Origin of the sequence: Devosia marina (assembly GCF_009758415.1) — a bacterium.
Classification (GTDB): Bacteria; Pseudomonadota; Alphaproteobacteria; order Rhizobiales; family Devosiaceae; genus Devosia; species Devosia marina.
The window spans coordinates 1,234,161-1,250,980 of the sequence record NZ_WQRF01000001.1 but is presented as its reverse complement, the minus strand read 5'-3'; the positions used below and the strand labels follow the sequence as shown (position 1 = coordinate 1,250,980).

16 protein-coding genes are annotated in these 16,820 nt (G+C 62.2%); 10 read left to right on the top strand and 6 right to left on the bottom strand.

Annotated features, from left to right (window positions below; all coding sequences use genetic code 11):
* Positions 1–43: 43 nt before the first annotated feature.
* Together GO014_RS06075 and araD1 are read right to left on the bottom strand one after the other, a co-directional pair.
* The gene (locus GO014_RS06075) at positions 44–1,063 is read right to left on the bottom strand and encodes an aldo/keto reductase (protein WP_157289483.1); all 1,020 of its coding nucleotides are present in this window, start codon (positions 1,061–1,063) and stop codon (positions 44–46) included.
* A 223-nt stretch (positions 1,064–1,286) separates the two neighbouring features.
* Positions 1,287–2,282: an AraD1 family protein gene (gene araD1, locus GO014_RS06070; protein WP_157289482.1), complete on the bottom strand. Its 996-nt coding sequence runs from the start codon at positions 2,280–2,282 to the stop codon at positions 1,287–1,289.
* A 273-nt stretch (positions 2,283–2,555) separates the two neighbouring features.
* Here araD1 and recA point away from each other — a divergent pair, with 273 nt between their 5' ends.
* From recA to GO014_RS06055, 3 genes are all read left to right on the top strand, one after another.
* A complete protein-coding gene (gene recA, locus GO014_RS06065) occupies positions 2,556–3,623 on the top strand; it encodes a recombinase RecA (protein WP_104893970.1) in 1,068 nt (355 codons plus the stop codon).
* A 163-nt stretch (positions 3,624–3,786) separates the two neighbouring features.
* On the top strand, positions 3,787–6,426 hold the full coding sequence (gene alaS, locus GO014_RS06060) for an alanine--tRNA ligase (RefSeq protein ID WP_157289481.1): 2,640 nt from the start codon (positions 3,787–3,789) through the stop codon (positions 6,424–6,426).
* Positions 6,427–6,549: 123 nt separating this feature from the next.
* Entirely contained in the window at positions 6,550–7,131 is a 582-nt protein-coding gene (locus GO014_RS06055) for a hypothetical protein (RefSeq protein WP_157289480.1), read from the top strand.
* 13 nt (positions 7,132–7,144) lie between these two features.
* Here GO014_RS06055 and GO014_RS06050 read toward each other — a convergent pair whose 3' ends face one another.
* Positions 7,145–8,029, bottom strand: a complete 885-nt coding sequence (locus GO014_RS06050; protein WP_179952925.1) for a DMT family transporter — start codon at positions 8,027–8,029, stop codon at positions 7,145–7,147.
* A gap of 270 nt (positions 8,030–8,299) precedes the next feature.
* Here GO014_RS06050 and GO014_RS06045 point away from each other — a divergent pair, with 270 nt between their 5' ends.
* Together GO014_RS06045 and GO014_RS06040 are read left to right on the top strand one after the other, a co-directional pair.
* Positions 8,300–9,055 carry a vWA domain-containing protein gene (locus tag GO014_RS06045; protein ID WP_157289478.1) on the top strand — a complete coding sequence of 252 codons (756 nt, stop codon included), beginning with the start codon at positions 8,300–8,302 and terminating at the stop codon, positions 9,053–9,055.
* Positions 9,056–9,232: 177 nt separating this feature from the next.
* The gene (locus tag GO014_RS06040) at positions 9,233–9,961 is read left to right on the top strand and encodes a hypothetical protein (protein WP_179952924.1); all 729 of its coding nucleotides are present in this window, start codon (positions 9,233–9,235) and stop codon (positions 9,959–9,961) included.
* Between the two features lie 123 nt (positions 9,962–10,084).
* Here GO014_RS06040 and GO014_RS06035 read toward each other — a convergent pair whose 3' ends face one another.
* From GO014_RS06035 to GO014_RS06025, 3 genes are all read right to left on the bottom strand, one after another.
* On the bottom strand, positions 10,085–11,299 hold the full coding sequence (locus tag GO014_RS06035; RefSeq protein ID WP_157289476.1) for an NADP-dependent isocitrate dehydrogenase: 1,215 nt from the start codon (positions 11,297–11,299) through the stop codon (positions 10,085–10,087).
* 121 nt (positions 11,300–11,420) lie between these two features.
* A complete protein-coding gene (locus GO014_RS06030) occupies positions 11,421–11,756 on the bottom strand; it encodes a TfoX/Sxy family protein (RefSeq protein WP_116588397.1) in 336 nt (111 codons plus the stop codon).
* Complete coding sequence (locus GO014_RS06025; RefSeq protein WP_484481999.1) at positions 11,753–12,190, bottom strand: GFA family protein; 438 nt, start codon at positions 12,188–12,190, stop codon at positions 11,753–11,755. The genes GO014_RS06030 and GO014_RS06025 overlap by 4 nt, the downstream gene beginning before the upstream one ends.
* A 91-nt stretch (positions 12,191–12,281) precedes the next feature.
* Here GO014_RS06025 and GO014_RS06020 point away from each other — a divergent pair, with 91 nt between their 5' ends.
* The 5 genes from GO014_RS06020 (at position 12,282) to GO014_RS06000 (ending at position 16,707) form a co-directional block, all read left to right on the top strand.
* Positions 12,282–12,851 (top strand): GNAT family N-acetyltransferase, encoded by a 570-nt coding sequence (locus GO014_RS06020; protein WP_246204383.1) that lies wholly within the window; start codon positions 12,282–12,284, stop codon positions 12,849–12,851.
* Between the two features lie 118 nt (positions 12,852–12,969).
* Positions 12,970–13,566, top strand: a complete 597-nt coding sequence (locus tag GO014_RS06015) for a GNAT family N-acetyltransferase (protein ID WP_157289474.1) — start codon at positions 12,970–12,972, stop codon at positions 13,564–13,566.
* A 58-nt stretch (positions 13,567–13,624) separates the two neighbouring features.
* The gene (locus tag GO014_RS06010) at positions 13,625–14,437 is read left to right on the top strand and encodes an RNA methyltransferase (protein ID WP_116588400.1); all 813 of its coding nucleotides are present in this window, start codon (positions 13,625–13,627) and stop codon (positions 14,435–14,437) included.
* A 93-nt stretch (positions 14,438–14,530) separates the two neighbouring features.
* Positions 14,531–15,769: an MFS transporter gene (locus GO014_RS06005; protein WP_157289473.1), complete on the top strand. Its 1,239-nt coding sequence runs from the start codon at positions 14,531–14,533 to the stop codon at positions 15,767–15,769.
* Positions 15,770–15,789: 20 nt separating this feature from the next.
* Positions 15,790–16,707 carry a DMT family transporter gene (locus GO014_RS06000; protein ID WP_157289472.1) on the top strand — a complete coding sequence of 306 codons (918 nt, stop codon included), beginning with the start codon at positions 15,790–15,792 and terminating at the stop codon, positions 16,705–16,707.
* The last annotated feature ends 113 nt before the right edge of the window (positions 16,708–16,820 follow it).

Genomic DNA, 16,820 nt, shown 5'->3' with positions numbered 1-16,820 from the left:
ACAGAACCAAACAGTTATTTGTATGGCTCGTTCGCGGATCTCGTCAAGCGGTGCCGCCGGGAATGGGTGTGCCGGGCGCCAAGAGGCCCTCATCGGCCAGGGTGGACCAGAGTGCGTCGGGGATTTTAGTGTCCCACCAATCAAGAATCCCGTCCAGTTCCTGTGGCGAGCGCGGGCCGGGCAGCACATTGCACACCGCCGGATGGGTCAACGGAAACTGCAGCGCGGCGGCGGGCAGGGGCACGTTGAAGGATTTGCAGACGGCCTCGATGGCCCGCACGCGCTGGACAACATCGTCTGGGGCCTTGGCATAGTTGAACTTGTCGCCGCCCACCAGAATGCCGGAATTGAATGGGCCCCCGACTACCACCGAGGCCTTGCGCTCGATGCAGGTGGTCATGAAGGGCGCCAAAGCGGTCTGTTCGAGCAGGGTATAGCGCCCGGCGAGCAGGAACACGTCCCAATCGCCCAGGGCGAAGGCATCCATGCACACTTCCCACTCATTGACGCCCAGACCAATGGCTTTCACTGCGCCGCTGTCGCGCAATTCGCGCAGGGCCTTGTAGCCACCCGAGGCAAGCTGCTCCCAGAGCGGCTTATTGGCCTCGGCGCCGTGCGTCGCTACGCCGATATCATGGACATAAAGTATATCGACCCGTTCGAGGCCAAGCCGCTGCAGGCTGTCGGCATGCGAGCGCATGATGCCGTCATAGGAATAGTCATAAACCTGGTCGAAGGGCAGGGGATCAACCCAATTGCCCTTGTCCTGCACCCCCGGGTCGACAGGCTTGAGCAGGCGACCGACCTTGGTGGAAATGACCGGGCGGGGACTGGCTGCGCGCACCACATCACCCACCAGGTGTTCGGACCGTCCCAGCCCATATTGCGGGGCCGTATCGACATAGTCGAGGCCCTGGTCAAGAGCATGAGCGACCGTTGCCCGGGCTTGTTCGGCCGGAACCGCTGAAAAGATGCCGGCCAGGCTTGCCCCGCCCAGACCCAACGTCGTGACCTCGAGATCGGTCCGGGCAATGCGGCGTTTTTCGAAGTTGCGAGCGGTCATGTCCATCCTCCCTCAGGGTGGTGGCATAACTGACATGTTAGTTGATTGGAGTAAAGAACCCCCACCCTTGTTCCCTCCCCATAAGGGGAGGCAGATGATGAACGCTGACCCTAAGGTCCTGCGCCTCCCTCCCCTCGAAGGGGAGGGATTGCGGGTTGGGTGCTCACGCGCCCGAATCCGACGTTCTGGCGCGAAGGGCGATGTCCAGCCGAGGCTCTGAATCTCAATAGAGCCCGCCGATCACCACTGGCTTTTCCTCCTCCATCTGCACCGGGTTGCGCAGGGCCAGGCCAAACTGGTCTTCCTCGATTTCAAAGACATCGTCGGGCTTGGTGGAAATGCCATCGGCAAAACTCAGCGTCGCCGTGCCGAACATATGCACATGCACGTCGCCCGGCTGGCAGAACAGATCGTACTTGAAGTGGTGATATTCCAGGTTGGCGATGGTGTGGCTCATATTGTCTTCGCCGCTGAGGAACGGCTTTTCCCACAGCACTTCGCCGTCTCGCAGAATGCGGGACATGCCCTCGATATGGCGCGGCAGGTCGCCCACGCGCAATTCAGGCCCAAAGGAACAGGCCCGCAGCTTTGAGTGGGCCAAATAGAGATAGTTGATCCGCTCGGTCACATGGTCGGAGAATTCATTGCCCAATGCGAAGCCGAGCCGGCGTGGCTGGCCTTCGGCGTCGATGACATAAATGCCGGCGATTTCGGGCTCTTCGCCAGCGTCCAGTGCAAAGGACGGGGAGGGGATGGGCTGGCCCGGATTGACCACGATATGGCCATTGCCCTTGTAGAACCACTCGGGCTGCACGCCCTTTTCGCCCTCTGCCGGCTTGCCGTTCTCGAGCCCCATGCGGAACATCTTCATGCTGTCGGTCAATTCACCGGCCGGCTTTTCGCCATTGGCCTTGTGCATGGCGTCGCGCGTTGCGGCGGAGCCGAGATGGGTCAGGCCCGTGCCGGTGACGTGCAGATGGGCCGGATCGGGATGATCGATCGGCGCCAGCAGACGGCCTTCGCGCGCCAGCACGGCCTTGTCGATGGGGTCGCCAAGCCCGTGGGCCTCGACGGCGCCGGGCAGGCCGCCAACGCCGGCCAGGGCTTCCTGCACGAGTGCATAGACGCTGCTGACACCCTTGAGCTGCCGGGTCTGGCCGTCGCGCGTGACGCCCACGGCGCGGTTGCCCTTGTCATCGATATACTGGATCAGGTGCATCAGAAGTCCCCGGTTTGCCATTGGCGGCATAAAACTGATCCCGGGCCAAACTGTCCAGTCAAAAATCATACTTTTTTGCCGAGGCAGACGGCGAGGGAGAATCGTCCTATCCACCGAACCAGGCGGCTCCTCCGGTCCCGATGCGATGTTCTCATTTTGTCTCTTGACGCCTTCGAAACAAAATGAGAACAAATATAGCACGAATAGAACACATCTGGCATTGGCAGCTCTCGTTGCATGGGTTCCGAGAGCGTGAAATAAGGAGAGAGCATTATGGCAGCTTCGCCGCTTCGCGTTGTTGAAGGTGGATCGATGGATAAGGATAAGGCTCTCTCGGCCGCGCTGAGCCAGATTGAACGGAATTTCGGCAAGGGCTCGATCATGCGCCTGGGCGAGAATTCGTCCATCGAGGTCGAATCGATCTCCACCGGCTCGCTTGGTCTCGACATCGCGCTGGGCATTGGCGGACTGCCAAAGGGCCGCATTGTCGAGATTTTCGGGCCGGAAAGCTCGGGCAAGACCACGCTGGCGCTGCATGTCATTGCCGAGGCGCAGCGCAAAGGCGGCATTTGTGCCTTTGTCGATGCCGAGCATGCGCTCGATCCGGTCTATGCCCGCAAGCTGGGCGTCAATGTCGATGATCTGCTGATCTCCCAGCCCGATGCCGGCGAGCAGGCGCTTGAAATCACCGATACGCTGGTGCGCTCCGGCGCCATCGACGTGCTGGTGGTCGACTCCGTTGCCGCGCTTACGCCGCGCGCTGAACTTGAAGGCGAGATGGGCGACAGCCTGCCCGGCCAGCAGGCCCGCCTGATGAGCCAGGCGATGCGCAAGCTCACCGGCTCGATTTCCAAGTCCAAGTGCCTGGTGATCTTCATCAATCAGATCCGCATGAAGATCGGGGTGATGTATGGCTCGCCCGAAACCACCACGGGCGGCAATGCGCTCAAGTTCTACGCTTCGGTGCGCCTGGACATCCGCCGCATTGGCGCAATCAAGGACCGCGAGGAAGTTGTGGGCAACCAGACCCGCGTCAAGGTGGTCAAGAACAAGCTGGCCCCGCCGTTCCGTCAGGTTGAATTCGACATCATGTATGGCGAAGGCATTTCCAAGACCGGCGAATTGCTCGATCTGGGCGTCAAGTCCGGCATTGTCGAAAAGGCCGGCGCCTGGTTCTCCTGGGATAGTCAGCGTCTGGGGCAGGGGCGTGAAAATTCCCGCCAGTTTCTCAAGGACAATCCTGAGATCGCCGCCACTATCGAGCAGGGTGTGCGCGAAAGCTCCGGCCTGCTGGGCGAGGTCCTGCTGGTTGCCGGTGGCGAAGACAGCAGCGAAGACTGATAGACCGCCAATATCCCATGCATTCACCCCCGCTTCGGCGGGGGTTTTTGTCTGTTCAGAAGAACTCCGAGCCCGGCGCTGGACACAGCTTGCGCTGGCAAGATAAAAAGCCCCGATTTTCCTATTGGGCGCGTCCGCGTCCGCTCGCCATGAAAGCCTCTGCATGACCAGCGTAAACGACCTTCGTTCCAGTTTTGTGGGTTACTTCGCCAGCAACGGACACGAGCCCGTCGCCTCGAGCCCCCTGGTGCCGCGCAATGACCCGACGCTGATGTTCACCAATGCGGGCATGGTGCAGTTCAAGAACGTGTTTACCGGGGTTGAAAAGCGGCCTTATTCGACGGCCGCGACCGCGCAGAAATGCGTGCGGGCGGGTGGCAAGCATAATGACCTGGACAATGTGGGGTTCACCGCGCGCCACCACACCTTCTTTGAAATGCTGGGGAATTTTTCCTTTGGTGACTATTTCAAGGACCAGGCCATCGAGCTGGCCTGGAACCTGCTCACCAAGGACTGGGCGCTGCCCAGGGACAAGCTCATGGTCACCGTCTATGAAGACGATGACGAGGCCATGGAACTGTGGAAAAAGATCGCCGGCCTGTCCGAGGACCGCATCGTGCGGCTCGGCGCCAAGTCCAATTTCTGGCAGATGGGCGACACCGGCCCCTGCGGTCCATGCTCGGAAATCTTCTATGATCACGGCGACAAGGTCTGGGGTGGCCCGCCGGGTTCGCCCGAGGAAGATGGCGATCGCTGGATCGAGATCTGGAACCTGGTGTTCATGCAGTATGAGCAGCATCCCGATGGTTCGCGCACCGGCCTGCCGCGCCCCTCAATCGACACCGGCATGGGGCTCGAGCGCATTGCCGCCGTTATGCAGGGCGTGCACGACAACTACGATATCGACCTGTTCAAGGCGCTGATTGGCGCTGCCGCCAATGCGACCCATGCAGACGTCAACGGCCCGGGCAATCGCAGCCTGCGCGTGATCGCGGACCATTTGCGCTCGATGAGTTTCCTAATTGCCGAGGGCGTCCTGCCCTCCAATGAGGGCCGCGGCTATGTGCTGCGCCGTATCATGCGCCGCGCCATGCGCCATGCCACCCTGCTCGGCGCCAATGAGCCGGTGATCCACAAGCTGGTTCCCACCCTGGTGCGCGAGATGGGCCAGGCCTATCCCGAATTGTCGCGCGGCGAAGCGATGATCGCCGAGACCGTACGCCTTGAGGAAGGCCGCTTCCTCAAGACGCTTGGCCGTGGCCTGCAGATCCTCGAATCTGAAACGGCCGCGCTGGGCGAAGGCGCCGTGCTGGATGGCGCCACCGCCTTCAAGCTCTATGACACCTATGGTTTTCCGCTCGATCTGACCCAGGACGCGCTGCGCTCGCGCAATATCAGCGTCGATCAGGCTGGGTTCGATGCCGCCATGGCCCAGCAGAAGGCGGAGGCCCGCAAGAACTGGGCCGGCTCGGGCGAAGCGGCCACCGACACAGTCTGGTACGGGCTGGCCGACAAGCTCGGCCCCACCGAGTTTCTGGGCTATGAGACCGAAACGGCGGAAGGCGAAATCAAGGCCTTGCTCGTGGATGGGGCCGAGGTCGATGCCATCGACGCAGGCCAGGACGGCATCGTCGTTGTCAACCAGACCCCGTTCTATGGCGAGAGCGGCGGCCAGGTCGGCGATAGCGGCGTCATCAAGGGCGAGGGCATTGCCGCCGACGTGCTGGACACCGGCAAGCACCACGGCGTCTTTGCCCACAAGGTCAAGGTCACTGAAGGGACGCTCAAGCGCGGCCAAGCGGTAGAACTGCTGGTCGATCACGGTCGCCGCTCGTCGATCCGAGCCAACCACTCGGCCACGCACTTGCTGCATGAGGCCCTGCGCCTGGTGCTCGGCGATCATGTCGCACAGAAGGGGTCGCTGGTCTCGGCGGACCGCCTGCGCTTCGACTTTGTCCACACCAAACCGATGACCCCGCAGGAAATGGCCGAGGTCGAGGACATCGCCAATACCATCATCCTGCAGAACACCCCGGTCGAAACCCGGCTGATGGGTGTTGAGGAAGCCAAGGAGTCGGGCGCGCGCGCCTTGTTCGGCGAAAAATACGGTGATGAGGTACGCGTGGTTTCCATGGGCGAGCCGACCGGCAACGGGCTTGGCTGGTCGGTGGAGCTGTGCGGTGGCACCCATGTCCGCCGCACCGGCGATATCGGCCTGGTTTCCGTGGTGGCCGAAGGCGCGGTTGCCGCCGGCGTACGCCGTATCGAGGCGCTGACGGGCCACGCCGCGCGGCATCGGGGCAATGCCAATACCAATATCGTGGCCTCTGCCGCCGGCCTCTTGCGTTCCGGCCCGCATGACGTGCTCGACCGCATCGAGGCTCTGCAAGGCCAGCTCAAAAGTGCGGAAAAGGCACTGGCCGATGCCCGCCAGAAGCTGGCTCTTGGCGGCGGGGGCGAACGTGCCGGCGCCAGCGAAACGGTCAATGGCGTGACCTTTGTGGGCCGTGTCGTGGAAGGTGTTGCGGCCAAGGACATCAAGTCGGTGGTCGATGCTGAAAAAAAGCGCGTCGGCTCGGGCATCGTCGTCATGGTGCTCAAGGGCGAAGATGGCAAGGGCACGGTGGCCATTGGCGTCACCGAAGACCTCACCAGCCGCTATGCCGCCGGCACGCTGATCAAATCGGCCACGGCGGCCCTGGGCGGCCAGGGAGGCGGTGGCCGTCCCGACATGGCGCAGGGTGGCGGTCCGGATGGCTCGAAGGCCGACGACGCGATCGCCGCGATCCGGGCCCTGCTCTAAAGGGGCCCCGGCGACAATTTTAGGAACGCTGTTCAGTGTGGTTGCACGCTGGACAGCGTTTTTTCATGTGAGGCCGAACGGTGTTGCTCTAGTATCGTCCAATCGTGAAGAGGACGAGCGTGGATGACGGGACGAGCCAATGTCCTTTCGGATTGCGCGGCGGTGGCCTGCTGTTCCCTGGGAGCGCCGTACAAAAGTCTTGAGCGCTTCGCAAAAGCCACCGGCTTTGGTCTTTTCGTCCACTTTCTCGATGTCGCCGTGCTTCGGGTCCGGCCTGCGCCGATCATCTATTTCCTGCTTCATTTCGCAACGCCTGATGCCGAAAATGCGGAGACGCTGGCGCGCGTGAGGCGATATCCCTCGCTAAAGGTGCGGCTGGCCCCGGTGATCCTGGTCGCTCAGGATTGCGACGCAACCACCTTCCTCAGCTATGTGCAGATGGGGTTTGACGACATTCTCTGCCTGCCGGAACAGCCGCAATTGCTTGTGGACCGGCTGACGCGGCAGCTCAACCAGAACATCGTCTATATCGAGACGGCCGATTATTTGGGACCGGACCGCCGGCGCATGGAATTGCCTGGCGCGCAACACGCGGCCCGCCGGTCGACGGCGCATATGCATTCGCGGCTGACCATTCGACGCAGCCTTGCGGATGGTCCGGTCATTCTCGAACGGCAGGACCATTGGGACAACATCGTCCACTGATCGCGCGACAGGCCTATTGCCCGATGCGGAAGAAGAAGATGCGCGGCTTCCAGCGGATGCGCGGGCGTTCGGTCAACACGTTGAGCAGCCCGGCGCTGACGACCACCAACATGCCGGCAATGGCGATCCAGTCCGGATATTCATTGAAGAACAGGGCGCCAAACAGGATGGCCCAAATCAGCTGGCTGTATTGCACAGGGGCAATCAGATTGGCCGGGGTCTGCCGGCTGGCCTGGATCAGCAGCAGGCCGCCCATGCCGCCGAGCAGGCCAATGCCGAGCAACACGCCCAGCTGCGCCGGTGTCGGCACCACAAAGTCGGGCAGCATCAGCACTGCATTGACGATGGCCGAATAGAGCACCTGCAGGCCGACCAGGCTGACCCGCCGTTCCTTGGGCGCCACATGGCGCAGGATCGTGGTGGTGATCGCGCCCAGCACAGCACCGGCCATCATCACGAAATGCCCGGTTTCCAGCGCCCGCATGCCCGGCCGGATCACCAGCACCACGCCCAAAAAGCTGATGAACAACAGCACCCAGCGATGCAGCGCCACATGTTCGCGCAGCAGCAGCACGGACAGCAGTGTCACAAACAAGGGTGTTGTGAAGCCGATGGCATAGACTTCGGCAAACTGGATATGGGTAAAGGCATACATCACGCAGGCCGTGCCCGAGATGGCCGTCAGGCAACGTAGATGCACCAGCCAGGGATGTTCGAGCTTGTACATGTCGCGCCAGCGCTCGCCGCGCTTGGTCAAGATGGCCGGAATGATGGAAAAGCTGGTGGTGAAAAAAGCGATCTCGAAGACCGACAGGGCAGGGCCGGTCGTCTTGATCAGGGCATCTGCCACCGAGAAGCTGGCATAGGCCAGAAAAGCCAGCACTACGCCGACGGGCATCTTGAGGGTCCGGAAAAATGGAAGAATCGGAAGGGACGACCCACCATACGCCCACGATGCTGTGGGGTCATCAGCATTGCAAACATAGAGTTTGAAGTTGCAGATCGACGCGCCGGGTGCCTGAGTTGCCTTGGCGACAAAAGCGTCGAACCCAGGGATAGAGAAAATTCTGAACTGCCTGTTCATCCCGGCTTCATCCGCCACGTGGCTTTTTCAGGGCAGGTGCCGCCGGGTCGTGGCGGCAACACTTCTGATCGGAGGGCGATACCCATGAGACTATTGAAGAAGATCATGATCGGCGCGGTGGTTGCGCTTGGTCTGGCCGCGCCGTCGCTTGCCGCCGAGCGGGCAATCATCGTTCTGGATGGCTCCGGGTCGATGTGGGCGCAGATCGATGGCGAGGCGCGCATTTCGATTGCGCGCGAGACGCTGTCGTCGGTGCTGGCAGACCTGCCCGGCGACCTTGAACTGGGGCTGATGAGTTATGGTCACCGCGAGAAGGGAAACTGCGGCGATATCGAAATGCTGGTGCAGCCGGCGGCGGGAACAGGAGCGGCAATTGCCGCGGCGGCCGACCGGATCAATCCAAAAGGCATGACGCCGTTGAGCGACGCTGTGCGGCTGGCCGCGGAGGATCTGCGCTTCACAGAGCAGAAGGCGACGGTGATCCTGATCACCGACGGGCTGGAAACCTGTGAGGTCGATCCGTGCGCCCTGGGTAGGGAACTCGAGAGCCAGGGGATCGATTTCACCACGCATGTGCTCGGCTTCGGCCTTTCAGATGAAGAGGGGCGCGCTGTGGCGTGCCTGGCAGAAAATACAGGCGGACAGTATCTCTCAGCGCAGGACGGCGATGATCTGGTGGATGCCCTGACAGCCACGGTCGCAGAAGTTGCCCAGGCAAAACCGGCGCCAGTGCCTGAACCGGAACCCGCCATTCTGGATGAGAACTTCACCATTGAGGCTGCGCTGGCTGAGGGCGGTGAATTGCTCAACCGTGAAACGGGCAAGGGACTTGCCTGGTAGCTGCGGCAGGCCGGGGATCGGGTCGAGTTCGGCTATGGCGTCCCCCACAAGCAGATTGCGCCCGGCGATTATGAGCTTTTCGTCCGCTATGGGCCCATTGAGCAGAGCCAGCCAGTCACAATCACCGCCGACACGCTTGCCGCTCCCTATTTTGTACTGAACGCAGGCAAGGTGATCGTGCGAGCCTATGCGGCCGAAGGTGAACCGGTCGCCAAGGGGGCGTCGATCGACGTCGTCTATGCGGGCGGGGACGATCGGGCCTATACGGAAGCAGAATTCATCGTTCCGGCCGGCGAGATCACCGTGACCGCCAAGGTCGGGCAGGGCGAGGTATCGGAAAGCTTCACGCTGGCCGCCGGAGAGACGGTGGAAAAGGAGCTGGTGGCCGGGGTCGGGCTCGCCGTCATCAATGCCAGCTATGTCGAGGGCATGCCGGTTCAGGACAGCGGCATGGCTGTTAGCCTGTTCAAGGCAGCCAAGGCAATCGACGGCTCGAGAGAGAGGGTTGGCTATGGTTATGGCCCGGGCGATGAATACCAACTGGTACCCGGGAACTATGTGGCCATGGTCAAAATGGGCGAGGCAATCGCCGAAGCGCCATTTGTGATCGAGAGCGGAGAGCGTACCGAAGTGGACGTGGTGCTCGATGCCGGGGTTGCCGCAATCACCATGCCGGGTGCCTACTCGTTCGAGATGTTCTCCGCCAAGACCGATCTGCAGGGCAATCGGCAGAGGGTCGGGTTCGGCTATGACGCCGTACATCAGACGACTCTGCCGGGCGGCGACTATGTGGTGGTCGTCACCTATGACGATGATAGCGAGACGGAGGCCAGCTTCTCGGTTACGCCGGGTGAGCGGACCGAGCTCATGGTCGAAAAGGGCGTCAGCAAGAGCAAGACGAAATAGGCTCTGATTGCCGGAAGCATAAAAAGGGGCACCTGACGGTGCCCCTTTTCCTGCGTCAGGGCTGGCCGAACAAAAAAAGCCGGGGCGGGACCCCGGCTCTTCGCATTCAGTCGCGTTTCAGCCTCAGGCGGCCATGGCTTTCTGCAGGTTCGCATCGATCGCGTCGAGGAAGCCCATGGTGGTCAGCCAGGGCTGATCCGGGCCGACCAGCAGCGCCAGGTCCTTGGTCATCTTGCCTTCCTGGATGGTATCCACGGTGACCTTTTCCAGCGTGTCGGCAAACTTGGCCAGTTCGGCATTGTTGTCGAGCTTGGCGCGATGCGCCAGGCCACGGGTCCAGGCGAAAATCGAGGCGGTGGAGTTGGTCGAGGTTTCCTTGCCCTGCTGGTGCTGGCGATAGTGACGGGTCACCGTGCCGTGGGCAGCTTCGGCCTCGACGACCGAGCCATCGGGGGTCATCAGCACCGAGGTCATCAGGCCCAGCGAGCCGAAGCCCTGGGCAACGGTGTCGGACTGCACATCGCCATCATAGTTCTTACAGGCCCAGACATAGCCGCCGGACCACTTGAGAGCGGCGGCCACCATGTCGTCGATCAGGCGGTGCTCGTACCAGATCTTCTTGGCTTCGAACTTCTCCTTGAACTCGGCCTCGTAGATCTCCTGGAAGATGTCCTTGAAGCGACCGTCATAGACCTTGAGAATGGTGTTCTTGGTCGAGAGATAGCAGGGCACGCCACGGTTGAGAGCGTAGTTCATCGAAGCGCGGGCGAAATCGGTGATCGAGGCATCGAGGTTATACATGCCCATGGCAATGCCGGCGCCCGGAGCGTCGAACACTTCATGCTCGATCTCGGTGCCGTCTTCGCCGACGAACTTCATGGTCAGCTTGCCCTTGCCGGGGAACTTGAAGTCGGTGGCGCGGTACTGGTCGCCAAAGGCGTGACGGCCGACGATGATCGGCTGGGTCCAGCCCGGCACCAGGCGCGGCACGTTCTGGCAGATAATGGGCTCGCGGAAGATCACGCCGCCCAGGATGTTGCGGATCGTGCCGTTGGGCGAGCGCCACATCTTCTTGAGGCCGAATTCCTCGACGCGGGCCTCGTCGGGGGTGATGGTGGCGCATTTGATGCCGACACCATGCTTCTTGATGGCGTTGGCCGCGTCAACGGTCACCTGGTCATCGGTTGCGTCGCGGTTTTCCACCGACAGATCGTAATATTCGATCGGCAGGTCGAGATAGGGATGGATGAGCTTGTCCTTGATCGCCTGCCAGATGATCCGGGTCATCTCATCGCCGTCGAGGTCCACGACCGGGTTGGCGACTTTGATCTTGCTCATCGAATAACTCCCTTGAAAAATGCTGATTGTGGCCCTTGGCCCTGTTCGGCGGTCCGTATAGCACCGCCAGAGCAAAGCGCAAAGACAGGCTCGGCAAGGGGGCTTGCCGGATGGGGGAGAGCTATTTTGGCGGCAGCGTCCTCACAAAGGCGCGGGCCCGGTCGAGCCATTCCCCGAGCGCGAAATCGTCCTCCAACGCATCGCCGCTGACAACCACGAAACCGCCCATGGTGCGGCCCCCCATTGCCATCACGCTTGCGCCATCCTTGGTGAGGGCCTCATCCATACCTTCCTTGCCCACTCGCACCAGAAGCGAACCATCCTTCATCGGGGCGACCAGCATATTGCCGTTGGACATGAAGGCATTGGCCCCGAACATTTTCTGCTCACGGATGTTCTCACCCGGGGCCAGCAGGTCCCGGATTCGATCGGCCAGTTCTTCCGATGCCATGCTCATGCCGGTGTCTCCGGGCGGTAGGATTCATATCGGGGCAAGGTGCCCTCGATCAGGTCCCAGTCCGGGTGGTTGCGCGCAAAGATCAACTGGTTGGGCGCGAACCAGTCATTGGCGCCGGCAAACAGCCCCGCCAACAGGATGCGGAAGGCCGGGGCGCGCGACGATTCGGCATAGAGCGTGGTGCCGCATTCGGGGCAGAAGTGGCGCGTGAAGTTCGCCCCGGACTCGGCTGGCCGGGTGAAGCTCTTGGTCGCGCCGGTCACCCGCACGGCATCGACCGACATAAGCAGCACGTTGGAGTGGCCGCCGCCCGACACCTTCTGGCAGTTCTGGCACCCGCACTGAAACATCGAGATCACGCGCCCTCGTGCATGCAGCCGCACGGCGCCGCAATCGCAACTGGCTTGCTGGTCAATTTGCGTGGAGCTCGTCATGGATGCAAGCTGACACGCAGCATTTGTGGCGGCAAGTGTTCTTGCCAAGGCGCACGGCAGGGGCAATGGTGCCGCCCTCCGGGAGAAACCATTGGCGCTGCATCCTGACTTTCCACTTCAGACCGAACGATTGCGCCTGCGCCCGTTCACGCGAGGCGATGTTGATGGGGTCTTTGCCTATCGCGGCCGGGACGATGTCGCGCGCTATCTGTTCGATCCGCCGCTCAGCCGTCACGAGTGTGCGCTGGCAATCCAGCAGCGTGCGTCACAGACCGGCTTCCTAGAAGAGGGCGACCGCATTGTCCTAGCCGTCGAAACAGCCGCGAACGGCCATCTGGTGGGCGAAGTCTCGCTGATCTGGCGGTCGGTCGAGGCGCGGCAGGGCGAACTGGGCTGGATCTTCCATCCCGACCACCATGGCCGGGGCTATGCCACTGAAGCGACCAATGCCTTGCTCGATCTCGGGTTCGGCCCGGCCGACTTGCACCGCATTTTTGCCCGGTGCGGCGCCCAGAACGAGCCCTCCTGGCGCCTGATGGAGCGCCTCGGCATGCGCCGGGAGGCGCATTTCCGCGAACATGCCTTGTTCAAGGGCAGGTGGGACGAGGAATTTTACTACGCGATTCTGCGAGATGAATGGCTATCTCTCCGGCACGTCTGATGTTCCGGCTTGGCAAGCCACCGGGCTAAAAAGATTTGCTCAATCGAGACGGGAACCGGGACGCGTGCCGGGCATTGCCGAAGCAGGGCTGCTCTATCCTTGCGGAGGAAGTTGGATCATGTCGTCTTTGCGCCTGCCGATCGAGACCGGTCACCTGGTCTTGCGCCCGTTTGAACGCAGTGATCTGGACGCTGTCAGACGATACCATACCCTCCCATCGGTGCAGCGCTATGTCGAGCGTCCGACCCGCTACGAAGAAGATGTTGCCGCCGCCCTTGCCATCATGCGCTCGCAGGTGGAGCTGCACCGGCCCGGCGAAACGCTGACCCTGGCCATGGTGCGCAAGGGCGATGCGGTGCTGGTGGGGCATGTGAGCCTGAAATGGTCAGACGCGACGGCCGGGCAGGGCGAGTTGCGCTTTGCCATTGATCCGGCACACAGCGGCAAGGGCTATTTGACCCAGGCGCTGACGGCCCTGGTCGACCTGGCTTTCGACCATTTCCGCATCCACCGTCTCATGGTGCGTTGCGACGGACGCAGCCATCATTCCATCAAGCTGATGCAGAAGCTGGGCATGCGGCTTGAGGCCCATTATCGCGAGCATGCCCTGTTCCAGGGGGAGTGGGACGAGGAGCTGCATTTCGCCATGCTCGACCGCGAATGGCGGCCCACCGCAAAGGTACAGGAGCTGCCTATGCGAGCTCGTGTCGCCTGATTTGCTGAAATCGGTCATTTGGGCTATGTCGCCGCAACTTTCCTGCGGATAAAGACAGATGGCCGGCACAGACAGCTCACAACCCCTCAACCTGACAGCCTGTCCGGCTATCATCCTGTGTGAGCCGCAGCTTGGCGAGAACATCGGTTCTGCGGCCCGGGCCATGGCCAATTTCGGGCTTTGGGACATGCGGCTGGTGCGGCCGCGCGATGGCTGGCCCAATGAAAAGGCCGTTGCTGCCGCATCGCGCGCCGATCATGTGCTGGAGCGCGTCCGCGTGTTCGAGACCCTTGAGGAGGCCATGGCGGACCTCACCCTGGTCTATGCCACGACCGCCCGTTCGCGCGATATGCAAAAGGAAGTGTTTGGCCCCGAGGAAGCATCATCGGCCATGGCCGGGCATATTGCCGGCGGGCACAAGGCCGGCCTCTTGTTCGGCCGGGAGCGCTGGGGCCTGCTGAACGAGGAAGTGGCGATGGCTGACGCCATTGTCACCCTGCCGGTCGAGGCCGCCTTTGCCTCGCTCAATATCGCCCAGGCCGTGCTCCTCATGGCCTATGAATGGCGCCGCACCAGCGAGGCGGGCCGGGCGTTGCCCTTTGGCGACAACCTGGCCGAAGCCGCGCCGCGCAGCGAGTTGGTGGGCCTGTTCGAACATCTCGAGGGCGTGCTGGACCAATCGGGCTTCTTCACCACGCCCGACAAGCGCCCGAGCATGGTCAACAATCTGCGCACCGCGCTCACCCGCGGCCGCTTCACCTCCCAGGAAATCCGCACTTTGCGCGGGGTGATCTCCTCCATCGATCGCCGCCACGAGCGGCCCAATCCGAACCGGATGAAGAAGGCGGACAAGACCGAGGAGCAGGGCTGACTGCACCTCTCCCATTGGGGGAAAGATCGGCTTGACGGGGCCTGTGTCTATTCCTTTGACCGTTCATCGCCGAAATGCGATGAGCAGTGCACCATGAGCGCACACGCCCCCTCCGAGCCGTCCAAGCTCGCTTTCACCTATATCGGTTTCCGCTTCTTCTGGCTGACCACGCTGCTGGTCAGCTTTGCGGTGCAAATCATGTCGGTGTCCATTGCCTGGCAGATCTATGATGTCACCGGCAATGCCTTCCTGCTGGGGCTGGTGGGCCTCTGCCTGTTCCTGCCCGCGCTGCTGCTGATTCTGGCCACCGGGCTGACCGCCGACCGGTTCAACCGGCGCGGTATCATGGCCGTGTGTCTCACCGTTGAACTTGGTTGTGCGCTGGCGTTCCTGACCCTGGTCAATGTCGAGGCGCATGAGGTCTGGCCGATCTTCATCATTCTCGTCGTGCTGGGCACGGCCCGCGCCTTCTGGGGGCCGGCGGCGCAATCATTGGCGCCCAATCTGGTGCCGTCCGAAGCGCTCAGCAATGCCATCACCGTCAATGCCTCGGCCTGGCAGTTCGCGTCGATCACCGGGCCGGCCGTCGGTGGCCTGCTTTATGGCATTGCCCCCGGTTTTGCGTTCGGCACGGCGGCAGTGCTGCTGGTCTGCGCCGTCGTCACCGTGATGTTGATCCCCAAGCCGGCCAAACGCCAGTCGCACCAGGCGACGAGCCTTGAAACCATGTTTGGCGGCTTTCGCTACATCTTTTCCAACAAGGTGGTGCTGGGTGCCATATCGCTCGACATGTTCGCCGTGTTGATGGGTGGGGCAGTGGCGCTGCTGCCGATCTATGCCAAGGACATTCTCAATGCCGGGCCGACCGAGCTGGGCCTGCTGCGTGCCGCGCCGGGGCTGGGGGCCATCGTCATGGCGCTTTATCTGACGCGCTTTCCGGTGCGCGACCATGCCGGCAAGGTGCTGTTCCTGTTTGTTGGCCTGTTCGGTGCATTCACCGTCATTTTCGGCTTCTCGACCACCGTCTGGGTGTCCATTCCCGCGCTGGCGCTGGTGGGCGCGGCCGACATGGTCAGCGTCACCATTCGCGAAACCATCATGCAGCTCTGGACGCCCGAAGAGGTGCGCGGCCGGGTCAACGCAGTCAATTCCGTGTTCATCGGTGCCTCAAACGAGCTGGGCGAGTTTCGCGCCGGCACGGTGGCGCATCTGATCGGGCCGGTGCCCGCAGTGGTCATCGGGGGCTTCGGCGCCATGGCTGTAGCCGTGATCTGGAGCCGCATCTTCCCCCAATTGCGCAACCAGCGGCACATCGACAAGCGCATGGCGTGAGTTTGCGCTAAACAGGGGCCATGACGGATTCGGCCCTTCAATCTGCCAGCAGCCAGGCCGTGTCGCGCAGCGGCATGGCAATCATGGTTTTGGCGGTCACCATCGTGCCCATTGGTGATGCGTTGTCCAAATCGCTGACCGGGCAGCTCAATCCCTTCGAAATCGCCTTCTGGCGCTTTGGCTTTCAACTGATCGTACTCGGGCTGGTGCTGGTCGTGCTGCGACGCCGGCTGGAGACCGGGCATTGGGGCTTGATCCTGTTGGGCGGCGCCACTTCGGCGATTACGCTGAGCGCCCTGATCGGTGCCTTTGTCACCATGCCGATCGCCACGGCCATTGCGATCTTTTTTGTTGAGCCGCTGATGCTCACCGTGCTCTCGGCGCTCATCCTCAAGGAAAAGACCGGCTGGCGGCGCTATCTGGCTGTTGCCGTGGGCCTCGGCGGCGTGCTGGTGGTCATCCGGCCGAGCTGGGACATCTTCGGCTGGGCCTCGCTCCTGCCGCTTCTGGCCGCCCTGGCCTTTGCCATCAACGCCATCGCAATGCGCAAGCTCTCGACGCGCATGGCATCGCTCTCCATCCAGTTCTGGTTCACCCTCGTTGCAGTCATCCTGCTTGGCGCCGGGCTGCTGGCCTTTGGCCGGATGGAACTGGTGTCCGCATCGGGCCTCGATATGAAGGGTCCCTGGGCGCAATTCGTGTTGATGGGGGCGCTTTCGGCCTTTACCTTCTTCTTGTTCACTGAGGCCTTCCGGCGAACACCGGCCTCCACGCTGGCGCCGTTCCAGTATATCGAGATCGTCGGGGCCACGATTGTCGGTTATATCGCCTTTGGCGACTTCCCCGATTTCTGGACCTGGGTGGGCACCGCAATCATTCTGGGATCCGGGCTCTATGTATTTCACCGCGAAAGGCAGGCATCAGGCCGCAGCGCTTGACTCGCCCGGTCTGCCCCTCTAAGACGCGCCCACCTATTCCGGCCAACCGGCCCATAGGCGCACCCGGGATTCTCTGTTGGGAGTCTGTCGGTCCTCGTGAAAGCGAGGGCAGA